This is a genomic window from Methylococcus mesophilus, from assembly GCF_026247885.1.
Classification (GTDB): Bacteria; Pseudomonadota; Gammaproteobacteria; order Methylococcales; family Methylococcaceae; genus Methylococcus; species Methylococcus mesophilus.
This window is the reverse complement of record NZ_CP110921.1, coordinates 1,326,184-1,341,963: the sequence shown is the minus strand read 5'-3', so window position 1 is coordinate 1,341,963 and position 15,780 is coordinate 1,326,184. Positions and strand designations below refer to the sequence as shown.

Genomic DNA, 15,780 nt, shown 5'->3' with positions numbered 1-15,780 from the left:
CCCCCCTATGGATAACTGCCCGATCCGACTGCTTGACCTCAGATAAACCGGCAAGGTCGCCGAGAGCCAAATTCCGGCAAACCGAAACTTGAGCTGCCGTGTCGGCTTCAGCGGAACCTACAAGGCCGAGGCCATTGGGCATCGCCGCTGCGCACGGCACAACCGGCTTGGGAACTCCCAAGCCGGGCCGGTTTCGACGATCGCGGGAGAATTCTGCGCAGAAAGAAACCCGCCCGATTCCGTGGGCGGGTAGGACTGCGCGTCGCTCACAAGCGTATTCGCAGGATGGTATTCGGTCTTCGCGGGCACTGAGGCGGAAGGAGCCGGACGGCTTGGCCTCAGGGGCGGAAGAAGACCCGGCGCGAAAGAAGAACGCGCCGGACCGAAGTAGGGAGATGACAATCGAAACACCAACTCGCAACGCTGCTTGACGTTGCGGGTCAGTTTCAGTGTAGTCGGGTTCCCGGTTTTTCCTAGGGCCGGGAACTGTGAGGGCGAGCCGGCGGGCAGGCGGGGCGGGCTTGAACCGGCCGGCGATAAGCCGTTCCGAGCCGACAGCGCGAGAGGCGTTCAACACGCTCAACGCAAAGACATAGGTTTCAGCTCCGCTGCTCATAGAGTCCGGGCCTCGCCCCCAGCCGAGGGGACCGGAAAGGTTGCAGGTGGGAGACGCGAAGGGAGGGCGCGTCCTGGGGGATTTGAGGAACATGGCTAGACGACCTCAACCAGGTTGAGGGCCGACGGGTAGACGAAGGCGCTGTACCGTTCGTGCCGCCGGTGAGCGGTGGCGCGGGCGACTACACTTTTTAGTTGCGCCATTCCACTTGACCGGAGCGGGGTCACTTTCATGAATAACGAAACCAAACTCGAACTAATCAAGACCGCGGCGAAGCTGACGGGGGCTTTGATCCAGGAGCGGAACGGCCACACGGAGCGGCTGATCGTGAAGTCGTCATTGCCGGACGATGCGTCTGTCATCGACATTTTCGATTGCATCTATGCTCACCTTTCACACAAGGCCGCCGAGGCGTAGCGGAGGACTTTGGCGGTTCGATCGGGGCGCAAGCCACGCATGTCAGGGTGCCTCCTGGGGTTTAACCGATTCAGTTCCAGCCGCAGCCTGCCTTGGCGCGGGGATGAATCGAAGATCGAAGCCCCGCCCCGAGCGCCAAACATGGAGATCGCAAATTTGCACCCGGCGACCGTCCGCGATTTCCCGAGACGAGGTACCGGGCATGGCGCAGCGCGTGCCTTCTCGGGTGAGGCATTCGCATTGCAGCGTGCGGTGGTCGGTGCGCATGTCAGGTTTCCTCTCGCGGGTTGAATGCCTGGGCTTGAGCTTCGGCGTGGTCATCCACCAGGAACTGGAAGCGGTCGCGGACGTGGGTCAGGCGGCGCAGGGTGCCTTTCAGGTGCACTTGGCTGATCAGCAGCGTGGTTTCCAGCGGGAATTCCGTGGCGAGCTGGGTGACCCGCTGCAGCACACCGGCGAGGTCTTGGCTGATGAGGTCGACACGGTCGACCAGGCCGCCGACGGTCTCGCGGTTCGGGGTCTCGGGGATGTCGTGACCCATGGGCGACAGGGGCAACAGGGGCGGCGGGTGCGGGGTCATGTCAGGCCGCCTCGTAGTCGTCGACTTGCCGGCCATTGGCATTCGGCGCGGGCGCTTCGGCCGGCGCGGCTTCCGGGGCGCTGGCGCCGGTAAGGCGCTCGACTTCGGCGCGGTAGCGCTGGCGCGTGGCGAAGTCTTCCGGGCTCGGCCCGACAACGCCACAAAGCTCCTTCCAAAGGGTTCGGACATAGCCGCTGGCGAGTTCCGCGAACGCATACAGCTGCCGGTCCGGGTCGTTGGCTTCGCGAAGATAAGGCAACACCATGCCGTGGATCAGGGTGGCGCTGTGATCGCAGGCTTGCAAAGCTCGGGAAAACCCGTCCGACGGGCCGACGCAGTGCCCGGAGCGGCAATAACGCTCGGTGTCGGCCACTTCCGACAGGATGCAGTCGAACACTCTGCGGCGATAACCGGTCGTCGGCCCGGCGAGAGACTGGGGAACGGTTTGCGTGTTCATCGAAAGGTGTCCTTCTGCACGGCGTCGCGCCATTGCGCGGCGATGTTGACGAGCAGGTACTTGCCGATCTTTTCCGAAGGGACATGGCCCCGCTCCACCCAGGCATCCACCACCCCGATAGGCAAGCCGACGTATTGCGCATACAGCTCGCGCGTCATGTAGGGCACCGGGTACACAAACGGGAAAGGCAACACCGCTTGACTGCTTTGGTCGTCCGTCATAGTCTCGAACTCCAGCTATAAGCCGCTTTGTTGGGGCATTACTTCTTTGCTGCAATGCTATTATCGCAAGCGTCTATAGCAAGTGCAATAATCGCAAGCATCAGATTTATTGATATGGACCTTCAGGACAGACTGAATTTGCTTATACAAACGACCAAGCTTTCCCCAACCGACTTGGAACGGGAAAGCGGGATCGACCGAATGCGCTGGTCGAATATCAAGCGAAGGTCAGTACGAGCAGGAGCGCCGGAGATCGAAGCGGTAGCGAAAATATGGCCCCAATACGCCTATTGGCTAACCACGGGGAACACGATCCCGGAAGCCGGGCAGATCAGCCCGGACATGGAACGGGTAGAAGAAAGAAAAGTCGTCAACGGCACCCCCTAGCGCCGTCGGGCGACGGAGCAGAGAGCGAAGGGACGCAGACGGACAAAGCGGGGCGAAAGCGCAAGCCACCCATCAACCCACCACAGGGGTAGGCAACATGAACGCTCAAATCCGAGGACTACGCGTCGCCAGCGCGGTGTTTGCCCTCATGGCCGTCGCTCAATTCATGCGACTGGTGATCCGCCCCGAAATCCTCGTCGCCGGCCATCAAATGCCCATCTGGCCCAGCGTCCTAGCCACGGTGATCCTAGGAGGCATGAGCTTCTGGCTTTGGAACCTTTTCCGCACTCCACGTCACCGAAGCATTCAGCTCAGATGCTTAATAGATTACATCTAGTATGCAAATTAGGGGTTGTGTCTAGTAACAATTAGGCTTCTTTACACAATATCTATTAGAAATCGTAACTTTTAATATTGTGCCAGCCATGTAAGTAGGCAGACTGTTTCGCCCACCAACCCTGTAAGATTTTTAACCTGGAAAAAATAAAACAATGAAGACCACGCATCACGGTGGCTGCCCCCACGATTGTCCCGACACTTGCTCTATGATTTATCAAGTGGAAGACGATAAGTTAACCGGAGTCAAAGGCAATCCCGATCATCCCATGACACGCGGTGGGCTTTGCGTCAAATTGAAGGATTATGAAAAACGCCATTATCACCCGGACCGCCTCTTATACCCGATGCGTCGTAGCGGCCCGAAAGGAAGTAAACAGTTTACCCGCATCAGTTGGGATGAGGCTTTGGATGAAATCGTCAGCCGCTGGCAAGCTATTATTGCTGAACACGGGCCACAAGCGATTGTGCCGTATAGCTATTTGGGCAACCAAGGTTTGGTGCATGGCCTGAATGGCGGCGATGCATTTTTCAACCGCTTGGGGGCGACCGTCACCGAACGCACCTTTTGCGGCGAAGGCTCTAGCACCGCGTGGTTGTTAACCGTGGGGCCGACTGCCGGCGTTGATCCCGAAAGCTTCATCCATGCCAACTACATCATCATTTGGGCTTGCAATTCTGTCAGCACCAACTTACATCATTGGCATATCGTTAAAGAAGCACAGAAGAAAGGTGCGAAACTGGTGGTAATTGATGCATATGCCTCCAAAACCGCGAAAGAGGCAGATTGGCATATCGCCCCCAAACCCGGCACCGACGGCGCATTGGCAATGGCGATGATCCATACCATTATAGAAGAAGGTTTGGTCGATCAGGACTATATCGATAATTACACCGTCGGGTTTGACGAGTTGAAAGACCGCGCCAAAACCCGCAATCCTGAATGGGCAGAAGCTATCACCGGTATCCCCGCCGACATCATCCGCACTTTAGCGCGTGAATATGCCACGACCCAGCCAGCAGCAATCCGGCTAGGGGTAGCATTGGAACGCCATAAAGGCGGAGGGCAAGCCATTCGTGCCGTCAGTTGCCTGCCAGCGTTGACGGGTGCGTGGCGATATGTTGGCGGCGGCGCGTTGCAGTTCCCGGTTTGGGAGCATCCATATAGATTTGACGTGATCTGCCGCCCTGATTTGATTCCCGAAGGCACTCGCGTCATCAATGCCTTACAACTAGGCCGCGTCCTTACTGATGAGCCTCCCGCCGGCACGCCGATCAAATCGCTAATGTGCTGGAACGCTAACCCCGTCACCCAAGCACCGGAAACCGAGAAAATAGTTCAAGGCTTGCTTAACGAAAGTTTGTTCATGATATCGGCGGAGCATTTCATTTCCGACACCGCCGTGTATGCTGACATCCTGCTTCCCGCCGCGATGGGCGCGGAACAGGAAGACATAATTTTATCGTGGGGACATTTATATCTGACTTACAATGCCAAATGCGTGAATGCTCCTGGCGAAGCGATACCCAATAACGAAATTTTCCGCCGTTTGGCGGCACGGCTGGGTTTTCAGGAGGAAAATTTCCAGTGGTCGGACGGCGAATGTCTCGAGCACTATGTCGATTGGGACGCTCCGGCATGTGAAGGCATTGATCTGGCGTATCTTCGCACACATGGTTTTGCTCGGCTGAAAGTCGGCACAAAGGACGACCGCGCGCCGCATAAACAAGGGGATTTCCTTACCCCGTCCGGCAAATGTCAATTGAAATCCGAGGGCGCGATTAATTTTGTACCTGGGCCATTCCGGCAGATGTATGGCGACTTCCAATCTGGCGAGCTGCTTGATCCCTTGCCAGATTATGTGCCATCCAGGGAATCTACCGCGACCAACCCTGAACTGGGGAAAAAATACCCATTAAGCATTATCTCGCCCAAAAGCCACGGTTTCCTGAATTCCTGTTACGCGAACATGGAACAGAAAATAAAAGGCCAAGGCGAACAGTTTGTGTTGATAAATGCAGTTGATGCTGAGGAACGCGGCATTAAAGATGGCGATAAAGTGAGAGTATTCAATGATCGGGGGGCATTTGAAGGCGATGCCCGTATCACCGCTGATGTTAATGCGGGCTTAGTTGTCGCCACACTAGGCTATTGGCGGCAACTGAATACTGGCACGGTCAACAGTATCAGTTCATCGGAGTTCGCCGGCATGGGCAACGCGCCGTCGTTTTCGGACAATTTGGTACAAGTGGTGGCCGCGCACGCCTAAAATTATGAAATTCCTGGGGGGCGGGGTAACGTTAAATGCCTAATATCGCGATCAACGTGAGCCCGCGTAGGATGCGCTGACGAAGGAAGCGCATCGTCAATAACTAGGAGAACCTATGCCAGCGGCAAGCGGATTGATCGCAATGGGGATGGCAGCCGCGACCGGCTTTTTCTTGGGCCGGTGGCGGCGGATCGAGCATGAGCTGGAAGGGGAAGCGGCGGTTCGGCAGATTCTCACCGCCAACCTGAAGCCGCCCCACTACCACGTGATGAATAACCTGACGCTGCGGAGCGGCGACGGGACGACACAGGTGGATCATGTGGTGGTGTCGCGGTTCGGAGTGTTCGTGATCGAGTCGAAGCATTATCAAAAGTGCTGGATTTACGGGGACGAAAAGTCACCCACCTGGACGGCGGTTTACTTCAAGCGCAAGCACTCTTTCCAGAACCCTCTACGGCAGAACTACAAACACGAAAAGACGCTAACAGAGCTGCTGAAAGATATCCTGCCACCGGAGCACCTGCATTCATTCGTCACGTTCACCGGAAGCGCGGAGTTCAAGACGAAGGTTCCGGAGAATGTGACGCATGCATTTCAATTGGCGCGGAAGATTCAGGCTCACAGCCGGGAGCGGCTTTCGCAGTCGCAGCTAGAGCAGTGCGTGGGCCGTCTGGAATGCCAGCGGTTGGCGATCTCGAAGAAGACGGATGTGGAGCATGTGGCTTACCTGAACCGGAAGTTCGGGAAGCTGTACAAGAATGATCGATGACAGCGATGATTAAGTTGCGTAAGGCGGGACGCTTGGCGCGGTCACATGAGCAGGAGATTCGGGATGCTTGGCACAGACATTTCGGCGGTTGAGGTTTCTCGCATTTGGAAGCATGGCTTTTGGCTACTCCTTGACGATGAGGAGGAGCTGTTCGTGGCGTTCGCGGATTTTCCGTGGTTTTCCAAGGCGCCGGTGGAGCAGTTGTTTCGTGTCGAACGGCCGCAACCGCATCATCTTTACTGGCCGGATTTGGACGTCGATTTGCACGTGGATTCGATCCGTCATCCGGAGCGGTTTCCTTTGGTCTCTGGGATGACATCCTGAACCGGCAGACACGGCTGCTATGATCCGAGAACGTTTAAAGAAACGTCTGGCCAAAGACCGGCCGATGACTTCGATTACGCTGCGGATTCCGGTGGACGTGGTGGAGTCCTTGAAAGAGATTGCGCCGCGGAAGGGTTTTTCCGGCTATCAGCCTTTGCTGAAGAGCTACATCACCGAGGGTGATGATTCGGGATGTCCGTGGTGATTCCCTAAAATCTCCGCGCCTCCAGGGAGTTACAAGATGTTGGACCCAATAGCGGCGCGGCATTAAAGAGGCAATTAACCTGGACTGAATGGGTTAATTCTGCATAGTCGGACAGCAATATGCGCTCGTAGTTGGATTTCCACTACTAGATGGCCCGCTGAACGTGAAGGTGCCGGGTAGCGTATTGCTATATTTTTGGAACGTGCATTGCGTATTTTTGTAAACAGTAGCCGCTGACCAACAGCTTACAGGCGGTTCGGGGCCGTTACATACGACGCCACAATTTGGGCATTCGCAAAACTTACATTGGTAAACCGCGCCGAAGGTGTAGTTGGCGTTGATTATGCCTATTGCATAGTTGGGGGCGCATAGCGGATTTTGACCGTTCTGTTCCGACCAAGTATAGCTCACAAAGGCATCTTTCGTATTTTTTGAGTTGGTATACGTCGGGAAGATAAGGTAGCTTAGTGATACTGGTCCGCCAACCGGGTCAGGCGATGAGCTTGGATTGGGCGGGATACAGCCCGACGATTGAAAAGAAACCAGAACCTGCTCTAAATTGACGGTTCCGGATAAATAGACGGACGACGAAATATTTTCTGCCTGCTTTTGAATGCTGGTGGTAAAGCTCCATCCTTGGTTCAATAGCGGTATTGGGGGTGAATTTGGGCCTTGGCCATATGTGCCAGTCGTTTTAATCGTAGTCCCGTTAGACGTATATAGTGGGAACTGAAACATGACTGTGGCTATTTTTCCGGGCTTGAGGGCTTTTTTTGACGTCCAGACATAAAGACCGTTATTATTGATTTTTCCGCTTCCCTTTGTGCCGCTCACTTTTACTGCCTTCATAAAGGCGGAAGTGCTCGCGTAACCTGCAGGGATTGTACTCCAGTAAATCTGAATGTTTCCAGATTTATATCCAAAGGAAGATTGACCGTTATATATGGTGAACTTCAGGTTGACTTGGTTATTGACTGGATCCACGATGTACCCGTCAGCGGGTGTATTGGAGCCGGGAGATATGCCGATTGGTTGAGCGAAATCGTTCTGATTGTTTCCTGATCCGTCCGTAAATGTGGCTGTCGCGTAAAACAGGCTGGCAGGTGAGCTATTGGCTGATTCATCCTGCTTGCTGTAATCTTCGGACCGCGATGCGCTAGACCATGCCCCCAGCATAAAGGCTAATGTGGCAACGGTGATGATTTTTATTAGTTTCATGAGTTTATCCTTTAGGTGACAAACTTGGTTCCGGAATCCGCGCTCTTTGTCGCGTGACGACTTCCTTGTCGATGGATACGAAAAACAGCAGGTGCGGCTAGAGATATAGGTAGCTATAGGCTACGTTTTTCGATCGTGTCCATTGTCACTGGATTTTTAGGCTGATGCCGGTGGACTACTTTTTGATCGTTTCAATTTGCCCACGGGTTTCACCGGCCGGATACTGCACTGTGTGAACATTCGTATAGGCGTTACCGGCAAGGATGTTCTTTACTGCCTCTTCAAAGTTTCTTACCCCCTGGCTCGGATCGGGGTCGAAGTCGGCAGCAGTCAATACACCGGATATCTGGCCTGTAAACGGGCCATCGTTCCGCGGAAATTGGTTGGGAGGAACGGGGCTATTTGGCGGATCGAGATTAGGGTCACCGTAAAGCCAGAACAGAACCGGACCATTTGCCCCTACCGGACCCAAATGGATATGCGCCATGAAGATCGCGGTTGCTGGCATGACCGAAACCTTCAGGGTATATGCCAATGCGCGGCGGTCAGGTGAAAGCAGAAATTCGGCTGTTCCCAATGAGCCGGTTACGAGTCCGGTTACCGGAAGTGTGGCGGTTCCAACTGTGGTGTCGGTAACGGTCTGGGCGCCGCTTAAGGTGCTCTTTAGGAGCGGTCCTGCCTGAGCAGCCTGGAGGGGCAGGAGGGTTAATGCCAATAGGGAAACCGCAAGATTCTTGATCACGAGCAAACTCCTTTCTAGATGATGTAGAAATTCGCCAAGATGCCTTCAGCGCAAAGCACTCAATGCAGATCAAATCTTTCACTCTTCATGCCTTGCGGCATTCGAAGAATCATCTCGACCTCTCTTTGCCGAGGGGTTTTCCGATGGCTACCGGATTTTGCATAACCTCGGCGTGCATGCTTGCCGATGTCAACCGAATAGGACGCCCTCATTAGGGCGGGCCGGTCAACACAAGGGAGCAACGCAAACACTCAATTGAACGCATAATTATTTTTGTTACATTAGCAAAATGCGTTAAGGTTATTCTTTGCTCTTGCTAACGGCCCTTATCCTACTACAGAGCTCAAGATTGGTTCTATCGTGGTACATGGAAAAGTGACGATAGGCTTTCAACACTCTGTTTGGCCCACGAGGATATGCTGACGACGGAAGCGCGTTGTCTCGGAACAGGGCGACACACGGTGGGAAGCGCAGTGATCGCGCTAGGAATGACGGCCGCGACCGGCTTTCTCTTGGGCCGATGGCGACGGTTCGCGAGTGCGCTGGAAGGGGATGCGGTGATTCGGCAGATTCTCGCGGTATTACGGAGATCTCCGCAATCTCTCAAGGGCCTTCGTTGTCATCCACTGGCTGTAGAAGGCTGGGGGCGTTGTTCTTTGGATCGTTGACCGCTTTGCTCACCGGCCAGGCTTGCATGAGGAAGGCGGGGTAAGGCTGGTAGAGGTGGGTTAGCTTGGAGGGGTCGGTCTCTTTGGGGTCCATCCAGAGCCCGCGTAGCTCCGATTAGCGAAGCGTAATCGGAGGAATAAAACCCGGAACTTGCGGGTTTCCCTCCGGCCGGGCTTGTCCTAACGGGGCGCTGGGCCGGACTCCGCTTCGTCAATGCGCGTCATCGTTAGAGCGCTCAGTAGTGGTACCGAAGCTGGGCAATCAGGAGTGCGTCCTCCTCCGGTTTGTAGACCATTCGATGCTCGTCCGTGATGCGCCGAGACCAGAAACCCGACAACGCATGCTTCAACGGCTCGGGCTTTCCTATTCCCGTGAAGGGGTCTCGCATGGTGTGCTCGATGAGTTCATTGATACGCTTCACCATGCGCTTGTCTTGCTGCTGCCAGTAGACGTAGTCTTCCCAGGCTTGCTCGGCAAAGATCAGTTTCACTCGGCGAGCTTTCGTTCCTGGCCCTTGCCGGCCTGCAAGGCCTCTATGGCAGCCAGCAGGCGCTTTGCATTGGCGGGGCTGCGCAGCAGGTACGCCGTTTCTTCCAGCGACTTGAAGTCTTCAAGCGAGAGCATCACAACCGATTGTTCGCCGTTGCGGGTGATGATCAACGGTTCATGGTCATTGCATACGCGATCCATGGTCTTTGCCAAGTTGGCACGAGCTGCGGTGTAGGTAATGGCGTCCATGATCTTGAGCCTTTGCAATATGTACGCGTTATTGTACATCTTTCTCACAACGCTTGCTCCACGACGCCAGCGCAAGCTGCCGGACAACTCGGGCGACCGATTAAAGACAATGCTCAGTGATTCGCCAGCCCTGCCAGCAGAGCGGCCACTGTTGTGGCGTCGGTAAGCATCATGTCATGCCCGGTGGCAATTCGAAGATGTTCGAAACCTTCGGCAAGAGCCGTTACTAAAGACTGCCGCAGCGCGGGTAATCGCGGTTCGGTATGTTCAATGTAAACTCGCCTAACGGACCGGAGCCTGGAGACATCATAGGATACGGGATCGGTCTGACATTTGAACGGAAAAGGGGTAAGGCGAGCGCCAACGTAAGCTTGCAGCGTCCGATCGGTGATCGCCCAACGGACAAGGAGGTCCGGGCTGGGAGGAACGAACCATCCTTGTCCTCGCTGTGCCACCAATTCCCGGTAGTAATAGGCCGTGTCCGCTGGCTCTACATCCAGCAAACACTGTCCCGATTGCACGTGAAATCCACCCGCCAGGACGATGCAACTCAGCCGATCAGCAGAAGCTTCCGCTATCGGCCCGGCAAGAACCCCAGCGTAGGAATGCAGAACGAGTATGACGTCACGAAGATTTTCAAACCAGAGAAGAGCGGCAATGTCCTTGACGTGCGTCGCGACGCCTATTGAGCGCGTCAACGAATGCAGGCGCTCCCCTTGCCCTGTAAGCGTGGGCGTGAACACCTGATGTCCGGCACTTTGCAATTGGTCGCGCACCAAATTCCATACCCAGCCACCGTGCATAGCGCCGTGTACCAGAACGAAGGTCGTCATGCCTGCCCTTTCTTAATTGACAATCGGAGCGGATATTACGTGTACGTCGCACTCGGGACAAACGGTCTGTCACCGACCTGTGGTAGGAAGGATGAGGCGGAATATCTGTTTGGACACACGGCGCGGTTGATCGAGGCGCTGAGGAAACGGGGGTGCCGGAGGAGATTATCAAGGGGGCTGAGGAGGAGGCGGCTTAAGCTCAGCCGTCACGAAGCGTCAACGGCAATGCAGGAAATAGCCGGTTTATAGCGGGTAGTTCAGCGCGCATCGATGCGCTGATGACGGAAGCGCATCGTCCTTTGTACGAGTAATAAAGGTAAGGATAGGAGAATAGGAGTTGACACTTTCAGGATTGCCGGAGGGCAGCACGGAACGGGAGCGGATGCAGGCGGCTTGGGTTGCGGAGTTGGTTTTGCAGTTGGTGGGGAAGCGGAAGAAGAAAGAGAAAATTCGAATTTTGGATATCGGCTGCGGTGATGGGCTGGTTACGGTCGCGCTCATCGAGGCATCACCGCAAGTGTTCGTTATCAGTGTGATGCCTGAGGAGGCAGTACCGCTGGTTTATGCGTTGCTGAACCCTTACGCGGAATCGAATCGTTGCTGTCCGGCACCTTTGGATATTATGGAATATCTGCCCGGAACGGATAGAGATGTAATTGACGCTGCGGTCGCGATATTTTCACTCCATCGGCTGAAGGCGGAAGAACGGGCTTTCGCGCTGAATGAGCTGATTGGCTTTTTGAAGCCGGGCGCGGGCATCGTGGTCGATGGCGGTGCGGAGGTCGCCGAGGAGCTGACGAAAGCGGGTTTCGTGGATGTCGCTCAGCAGACGAGAGGTGATCTAGCACCAGTGGTGTCGGCGCGTAAGCCGGTGTGATTGTTTGGCCGAGTGGCTTCCAGTCGGCAGCCCTTGGCGGGAAAAAGATGGCGACCAGCTTTGAAGGGAGAGAGGGAGGGTGCCGGTCGCCGGAGAATGGGGAGATGATGAACCGTGAATAGTCACCAGCGTCAAGGGTAAGGTGACTCATCCACGGTGAGTAGTTGAACACCTGGTTGTATCTGGAATATGTTCCGAATGTCAGTGTTTTGTAAGCTCCCATTTTCTCCGTGCAGCCGTCGGCGTGACGCCGGAATCTGGGGCTTAAGTGGAGCATTTCAAGCTATCGCGGCTCCGTCATCGTTGGAGTTGGCAACGCCCTGCTTTTCAAAAAGCTGGGGATGGCTTGCGCGAAGCTGTTCCTTCAATGCCGGGTCCAAGTCGACGATGCCGTGGAGCGTCTTCACCGTGCGAAGCTGGCTAATGGTTAGGTTGTTTGCTCCCCGTAAGCAGGCTCCTTCGAGTTGGGCTCCCTCGAGGTAGGCTCCGTCGAAGTTGGCGCTCACGGCGGAGGCGTGCGAGAGGTGGGTGTGGGTCAGGTCGGTTTCCCTTAGGTTGGCTCGCTCAAGGTGGGCTCCTGTGAGATGGGCATGCGTTAGATCGGCCTCCCGCAGATTGGCGCCCTCGAGGTTGGCTCCCGTGAGATGCGCGTGCGTGAGGTCGGCTTCTCTGAGATAGGCATGTGCCAAGTCGGCTTTCCTGAGATGAGCCTCGGTAAGATTTGCTTCTCTTAGCTGTGTTTCCGCGAGATGGGCTTCTCGGAGGTGCGCCCCTTCAAGGTTGGCGCCTTCGAGGTCCGCGTGGGTAAGGTCGGCTCTCCGAAGGTGGGCGTCTGCCAGGTTTGCTTCGGTGAGGTGGGCTTTTACGAGATGCGCTTCTTTGAGGTTGGCTCCGCAAAGGTTGGCTCCTTCGAGGTGAGCGCCTTCAAGGTTGGTTTCGTGCACTCCCGGGTCATAGAAGCTGGCGTTCTTGAGGTTGGCATCTTCAAGGTGTACCCCCGCAAGGTTGGCTCCTTGGAGTTTGGCGCCCTGGAGATTCGCGCCTTCGAGGTAGGCTCTTGCGAGGTTGGCCCCTTGAAGTTGTACCCCGCGGAGGTCGGCCCTTTCGAAGTGGGCTTCCGCCAGGTCGATGTCTACGAAATCCTGGGGGTTGCTTTCTCTCGTCTTATTCCAGATGTCTGGCCCCTTTTTCAGCAAATCAACAAAGTATGGATTAGCCATGACTTGTTCCCTCTGTTTTATGTGCTCTCTAATATATATCGTCGCCAAAAGGGAACGGCGCCAACTGTAATAAAGATTTAATTACGCGCCTGTTGTATCCCTAATAGGCCGAGCATCTTGGTATATGCTCACTTCGTTTACATGGTGATATTACAGTCGAGTAGCTTCCTCATGTTCTTGGACTCGGCTTCTTTTATATCATGATCAGCACGGAAGGGGTTGCAATCCCTTACGTGAAATAGGGAAATGGTTCCTGGGACTATTTCGGTACTTGGGTTTGTGAGGTTTATGAAATCAATAACCTACTGGAAGGATAAGGCAGTCCGATGAGCTATAGCATTCATCAGGAACAGGAGGCAGACGGCCGATGGGTGGCTGAGGTTCCTGAGCTACCCGGAGTCCTGGCCTATGGGATGAGCCGGGAAGAAGCGACAATCAAGGCGAAAATCCTGGCGCTGAGGGTGATCGCGGAGCGCATCGAGAACAATGAAACCTAGCGGTGTTGCCGTTTGTGGCGTACGATTTCACGTACTATTCAGGTCTGCAGTTGTCGGAGGTTGTTCGTGTCTACCGTGTCAGTGAGCGAAGCCCGCGCTAACCTTTACCGCTTGATCGATGAGGCGGCTGTGTCGCATTCACCTGTACTGATTACGGGGAAGCGGAACAATGCGGTGCTGGTTTCGGAGGAGGATTGGTCGGCTATTCAGGAGACGCTTTTCCTGTTGTCGGTTCCAGGGATGAGGGAGTCGATCAAGGAGGGCATGAGGACGCCCGTGAAGGAGTGCAGCCAGGACCTCGATTGGTGACGTGGCGTCTGGTGTTTACGAAGCAGGCCCAGAAGGATGCGGGGAAGCTGGGGGCTGCGGGTTTGAAGCCGAAGGCTCAAGCGCTGTTGGATGTGCTGGCAGAGAATCCTTTTCAGAATCCGCCGCCGTACGAGAAGCTGGTCGGTGATCTTGCCGGCGCATTTTCACGACGGATCAATATTCAACATCGATTGGTGTATCAGGTGTTGAGTGAGGAGAAGACCGTGAAGGTGTTGCGGATGTGGACGCACTACGAATAGCGATCAAGCCGGTGTCAACGAAACGTCAACGGCATTGCAGGAAATAGCCGGTTTATAGCGGGCCATTTGGAGCCAACTTGTTGTTTAACCTTGCTTTGTGCCGCTATGCACCGCATTGCAACGCTCTCTGACTCCGCTAACCGTGGTTCGAATCCACGTCCCCCAGCCAATAAAATCAAGGCCTCCAGCGATGGGGGCCTTTTTCGTTTCCGGCCGTGGCACACTGGCGGCACAGTCGATCGCAACAATTGGCGACAATTGGTATTCCTGCGGACACGTTTCCGCGTCGTGTAACTTGTTAAACAAATTTTGCGCCAAAGATCGAATATTGCGATTTTCGCCAGGATGTCCTGCAGCGACCGGCATTGTCGGCATTTCGATCAGGGAAGAGAGGGGAAAAAGCGGTAAGAGCCTGTTTACGATCTTCAGATGAGCAGGACGAGAAGTGCCAAGTGGATGAACTGCAAGCTGGTGTTGAGCTTGCGCTCGCAGTTCTTCCTCAATCGGCGACATTTTGATCTGGCAAAATTTTTCCGGACACAAAATCAGGCTGCTTTTCGGTGCAGTTTGTCGAACTCGACAGGAGTGACCTGCTCCCCGAGATTAGTCCGGTCGTGATGTAGAGTCTGCCTCGATAGGAGGCAGCATGAAGAAGCGTTTCACCGAAGAACAGATCATTGGCATCCTGAAGGAAGCCGAAGCCGGCCTAAAAGTAGCGGAGCTGTGCCGCAAGCACGGGCTCAGCGAGGCGACGTACTACAACTGGAAAGCGAAATACGGCGGCCTGACAGTGTCGGATGCGCAGCGGCTCAAGGCACTGGAGACCGAGAATGCCCGGCTCAAGCGCCTGCTGGCGGAGGCGATGCTGGACAATGCTGCGTTGAAAGAGGTTGTAGGCCGAAAGTGGTAAGCCCACAAGCCAAGAGGGTGGCGGTCTCCCATCTGATGACAAAGCACCAGATGGGCGTCACGCGGGCTTGTGGGCTGATCGGTATTTCTCGGTCGCTGTATCGCTACGAAGCTAAGCGGCCAGTAGACCAGGAGCTCAAGGAACGACTGTGCGAATTGGCAGCGCAGAAGCGGCGCTATGGGTATCGCCGGCTGCACGTGCTACTTTGCCGAGAGGGTTGGGAAATCAACCGAAAGCGCACCTATCGCGTGTATCACGAGGCCGGCCTGATGGTCCGCAAACGAAAGCGGAAGCGCATTGCCGGCGTGGAGCGCCAAATCAAGGTCGCGCCATCGGCGCCTAACGAGAGTTGGTCTATGGACTATGTTTCGGACGGTTTGGCCGATGGTCGGCGGCTGCGGTGCCTGAATATCGTCGATGACTTCACGAAGCAGTGCTTGGCCATCGAAGTCGATACTTCGCTGCCTGGCAGACGTGTAGTCGGTGTGCTGCAACGGCTGGCAGAGATCCGCGGATTGCCCAAATCAGTCACCGTCGACAACGGCCCCGAGTTTGCCGGCAAGGCTTTGGATGAATGGGCCGATAGCCAAGGACTGTGCTTGAGCTTCATCCAGCCAGGTAAGCCACAGCAGAACGCCTACATCGAAAGCTTCAACGGCAAATTCCGGGATGAATGCCTGAACGAGCATTGGTTCGTCTCGATGCGCCATGCTCGCCAAGTCATTGAGGAGTGGCGTCGGGAATACAATGAGCAACGCCCCCACAGTTCGTTGGCTTACCTGACGCCAGATCAGTTTGCAGACACATTTTTAACCGCAGACTCTATGTCCGTTTCGGACTAAATCGGGGAGCAGGTCAGGATAGCCCTCCCAGGTCACTCAGTAGTGGTACCGGGCCTGGGCAAACAGGTTTCCGAAGCGCCCGC

General features: G+C 55.3%; 19 protein-coding genes and 1 pseudogene. 10 read left to right on the top strand and 10 right to left on the bottom strand.

Annotated elements, in window-relative coordinates:
* Window positions 1–847 precede the first annotated feature (847 nt).
* A complete protein-coding gene (locus tag OOT43_RS06070) occupies window positions 848–1,033 on the top strand; it encodes a hypothetical protein (RefSeq protein ID WP_266023931.1) in 186 nt (61 codons plus the stop codon).
* 268 nt (window positions 1,034–1,301) lie between these two features.
* Here OOT43_RS06070 and OOT43_RS06065 read toward each other — a convergent pair whose 3' ends face one another.
* From OOT43_RS06065 to OOT43_RS06055, 3 genes are read right to left on the bottom strand one after another with little or no spacing between them, the layout of a single operon-like run.
* The gene (locus tag OOT43_RS06065; RefSeq protein WP_266023930.1) at window positions 1,302–1,613 is read right to left on the bottom strand and encodes a hypothetical protein; all 312 of its coding nucleotides are present in this window, start codon (window positions 1,611–1,613) and stop codon (window positions 1,302–1,304) included.
* Window position 1,614: 1 nt separating this feature from the next.
* Window positions 1,615–2,070: a hypothetical protein gene (locus tag OOT43_RS06060; RefSeq protein WP_266023929.1), complete on the bottom strand. Its 456-nt coding sequence runs from the start codon at window positions 2,068–2,070 to the stop codon at window positions 1,615–1,617.
* Window positions 2,067–2,291: a hypothetical protein gene (locus OOT43_RS06055; RefSeq protein WP_266023927.1), complete on the bottom strand. Its 225-nt coding sequence runs from the start codon at window positions 2,289–2,291 to the stop codon at window positions 2,067–2,069. Before OOT43_RS06055 ends, OOT43_RS06060 begins: the two co-directional genes overlap by 4 nt.
* Before the next feature lie 878 nt (window positions 2,292–3,169).
* Between OOT43_RS06055 and OOT43_RS06050 the strand changes: the two genes are divergently transcribed.
* The 4 genes from OOT43_RS06050 to OOT43_RS06035 all read left to right on the top strand — a co-directional run bounded on the left by OOT43_RS06050 (window position 3,170) and on the right by OOT43_RS06035 (window position 6,582).
* Window positions 3,170–5,284: a molybdopterin-containing oxidoreductase family protein gene (locus OOT43_RS06050; RefSeq protein WP_266023926.1), complete on the top strand. Its 2,115-nt coding sequence runs from the start codon at window positions 3,170–3,172 to the stop codon at window positions 5,282–5,284.
* Between the two features lie 115 nt (window positions 5,285–5,399).
* Window positions 5,400–6,053, top strand: coding sequence for a nuclease-related domain-containing protein (locus OOT43_RS06045; protein ID WP_266023925.1), 654 nt, complete (start codon window positions 5,400–5,402; stop codon window positions 6,051–6,053).
* Between the two features lie 63 nt (window positions 6,054–6,116).
* The gene (locus tag OOT43_RS06040; protein ID WP_266023923.1) at window positions 6,117–6,377 is read left to right on the top strand and encodes a DUF2442 domain-containing protein; all 261 of its coding nucleotides are present in this window, start codon (window positions 6,117–6,119) and stop codon (window positions 6,375–6,377) included.
* Window positions 6,378–6,441: 64 nt separating this feature from the next.
* On the top strand, window positions 6,442–6,582 hold the full coding sequence (locus tag OOT43_RS06035; RefSeq protein WP_266023921.1) for a hypothetical protein: 141 nt from the start codon (window positions 6,442–6,444) through the stop codon (window positions 6,580–6,582).
* 93 nt (window positions 6,583–6,675) lie between these two features.
* On the opposite strand, the gene OOT43_RS06030 is transcribed toward OOT43_RS06035, so the two are convergent.
* From OOT43_RS06030 to OOT43_RS06010, 5 genes are all read right to left on the bottom strand, one after another.
* Entirely contained in the window at window positions 6,676–7,800 is a 1,125-nt protein-coding gene (locus tag OOT43_RS06030; RefSeq protein ID WP_266023920.1) for a hypothetical protein, read from the bottom strand.
* A gap of 175 nt (window positions 7,801–7,975) precedes the next feature.
* Window positions 7,976–8,542: a CHRD domain-containing protein gene (locus tag OOT43_RS06025; RefSeq protein ID WP_266023919.1), complete on the bottom strand. Its 567-nt coding sequence runs from the start codon at window positions 8,540–8,542 to the stop codon at window positions 7,976–7,978.
* 904 nt (window positions 8,543–9,446) lie between these two features.
* The gene (locus OOT43_RS06020) at window positions 9,447–9,701 is read right to left on the bottom strand and encodes a Txe/YoeB family addiction module toxin (protein WP_266023917.1); all 255 of its coding nucleotides are present in this window, start codon (window positions 9,699–9,701) and stop codon (window positions 9,447–9,449) included.
* Window positions 9,698–9,949, bottom strand: a complete 252-nt coding sequence (locus OOT43_RS06015) for a type II toxin-antitoxin system Phd/YefM family antitoxin (RefSeq protein ID WP_266023915.1) — start codon at window positions 9,947–9,949, stop codon at window positions 9,698–9,700. The genes OOT43_RS06020 and OOT43_RS06015 overlap by 4 nt, the downstream gene beginning before the upstream one ends.
* Before the next feature lie 113 nt (window positions 9,950–10,062).
* Entirely contained in the window at window positions 10,063–10,782 is a 720-nt protein-coding gene (locus tag OOT43_RS06010; protein ID WP_266023914.1) for an alpha/beta hydrolase, read from the bottom strand.
* A 337-nt stretch (window positions 10,783–11,119) separates the two neighbouring features.
* Between OOT43_RS06010 and OOT43_RS06005 the strand changes: the two genes are divergently transcribed.
* Window positions 11,120–11,659, top strand: a complete 540-nt coding sequence (locus OOT43_RS06005; RefSeq protein ID WP_266023911.1) for a class I SAM-dependent methyltransferase — start codon at window positions 11,120–11,122, stop codon at window positions 11,657–11,659.
* Window positions 11,660–11,937: 278 nt separating this feature from the next.
* Here the strand turns inward: OOT43_RS06005 and OOT43_RS06000 are convergent, their stop codons facing one another.
* Complete coding sequence (locus tag OOT43_RS06000) at window positions 11,938–12,879, bottom strand: pentapeptide repeat-containing protein (RefSeq protein WP_266023910.1); 942 nt, start codon at window positions 12,877–12,879, stop codon at window positions 11,938–11,940.
* Window positions 12,880–13,205: 326 nt separating this feature from the next.
* Between OOT43_RS06000 and OOT43_RS05995 the strand changes: the two genes are divergently transcribed.
* From OOT43_RS05995 to OOT43_RS05985, 3 genes are all read left to right on the top strand, one after another.
* Window positions 13,206–13,376, top strand: coding sequence for a type II toxin-antitoxin system HicB family antitoxin (locus OOT43_RS05995; RefSeq protein ID WP_266023908.1), 171 nt, complete (start codon window positions 13,206–13,208; stop codon window positions 13,374–13,376).
* 66 nt (window positions 13,377–13,442) lie between these two features.
* Entirely contained in the window at window positions 13,443–13,685 is a 243-nt protein-coding gene (locus OOT43_RS05990; protein ID WP_266023906.1) for a type II toxin-antitoxin system Phd/YefM family antitoxin, read from the top strand.
* The gene (locus OOT43_RS05985) at window positions 13,682–13,945 is read left to right on the top strand and encodes a Txe/YoeB family addiction module toxin (RefSeq protein ID WP_266023905.1); all 264 of its coding nucleotides are present in this window, start codon (window positions 13,682–13,684) and stop codon (window positions 13,943–13,945) included. Before OOT43_RS05990 ends, OOT43_RS05985 begins: the two co-directional genes overlap by 4 nt.
* 425 nt (window positions 13,946–14,370) lie before the next feature.
* Here OOT43_RS05985 and OOT43_RS05980 read toward each other — a convergent pair.
* Window positions 14,371–14,484 (bottom strand): annotated as a pseudogene (locus OOT43_RS05980) (IS5/IS1182 family transposase); the annotation flags it as partial.
* A 107-nt stretch (window positions 14,485–14,591) separates the two neighbouring features.
* On the opposite strand from OOT43_RS05980, the gene OOT43_RS05975 reads away from it, so the two are divergent.
* Window positions 14,592–15,697 (top strand): IS3 family transposase gene (locus tag OOT43_RS05975; protein WP_394358008.1). Its coding sequence is split into 2 segments (ribosomal slippage): window positions 14,592–14,850 and window positions 14,850–15,697, totalling 1,107 coding nucleotides; the frame shifts between segments, so codons are not numbered across the junction.
* Window positions 15,698–15,780: the final 83 nt, after the last annotated feature.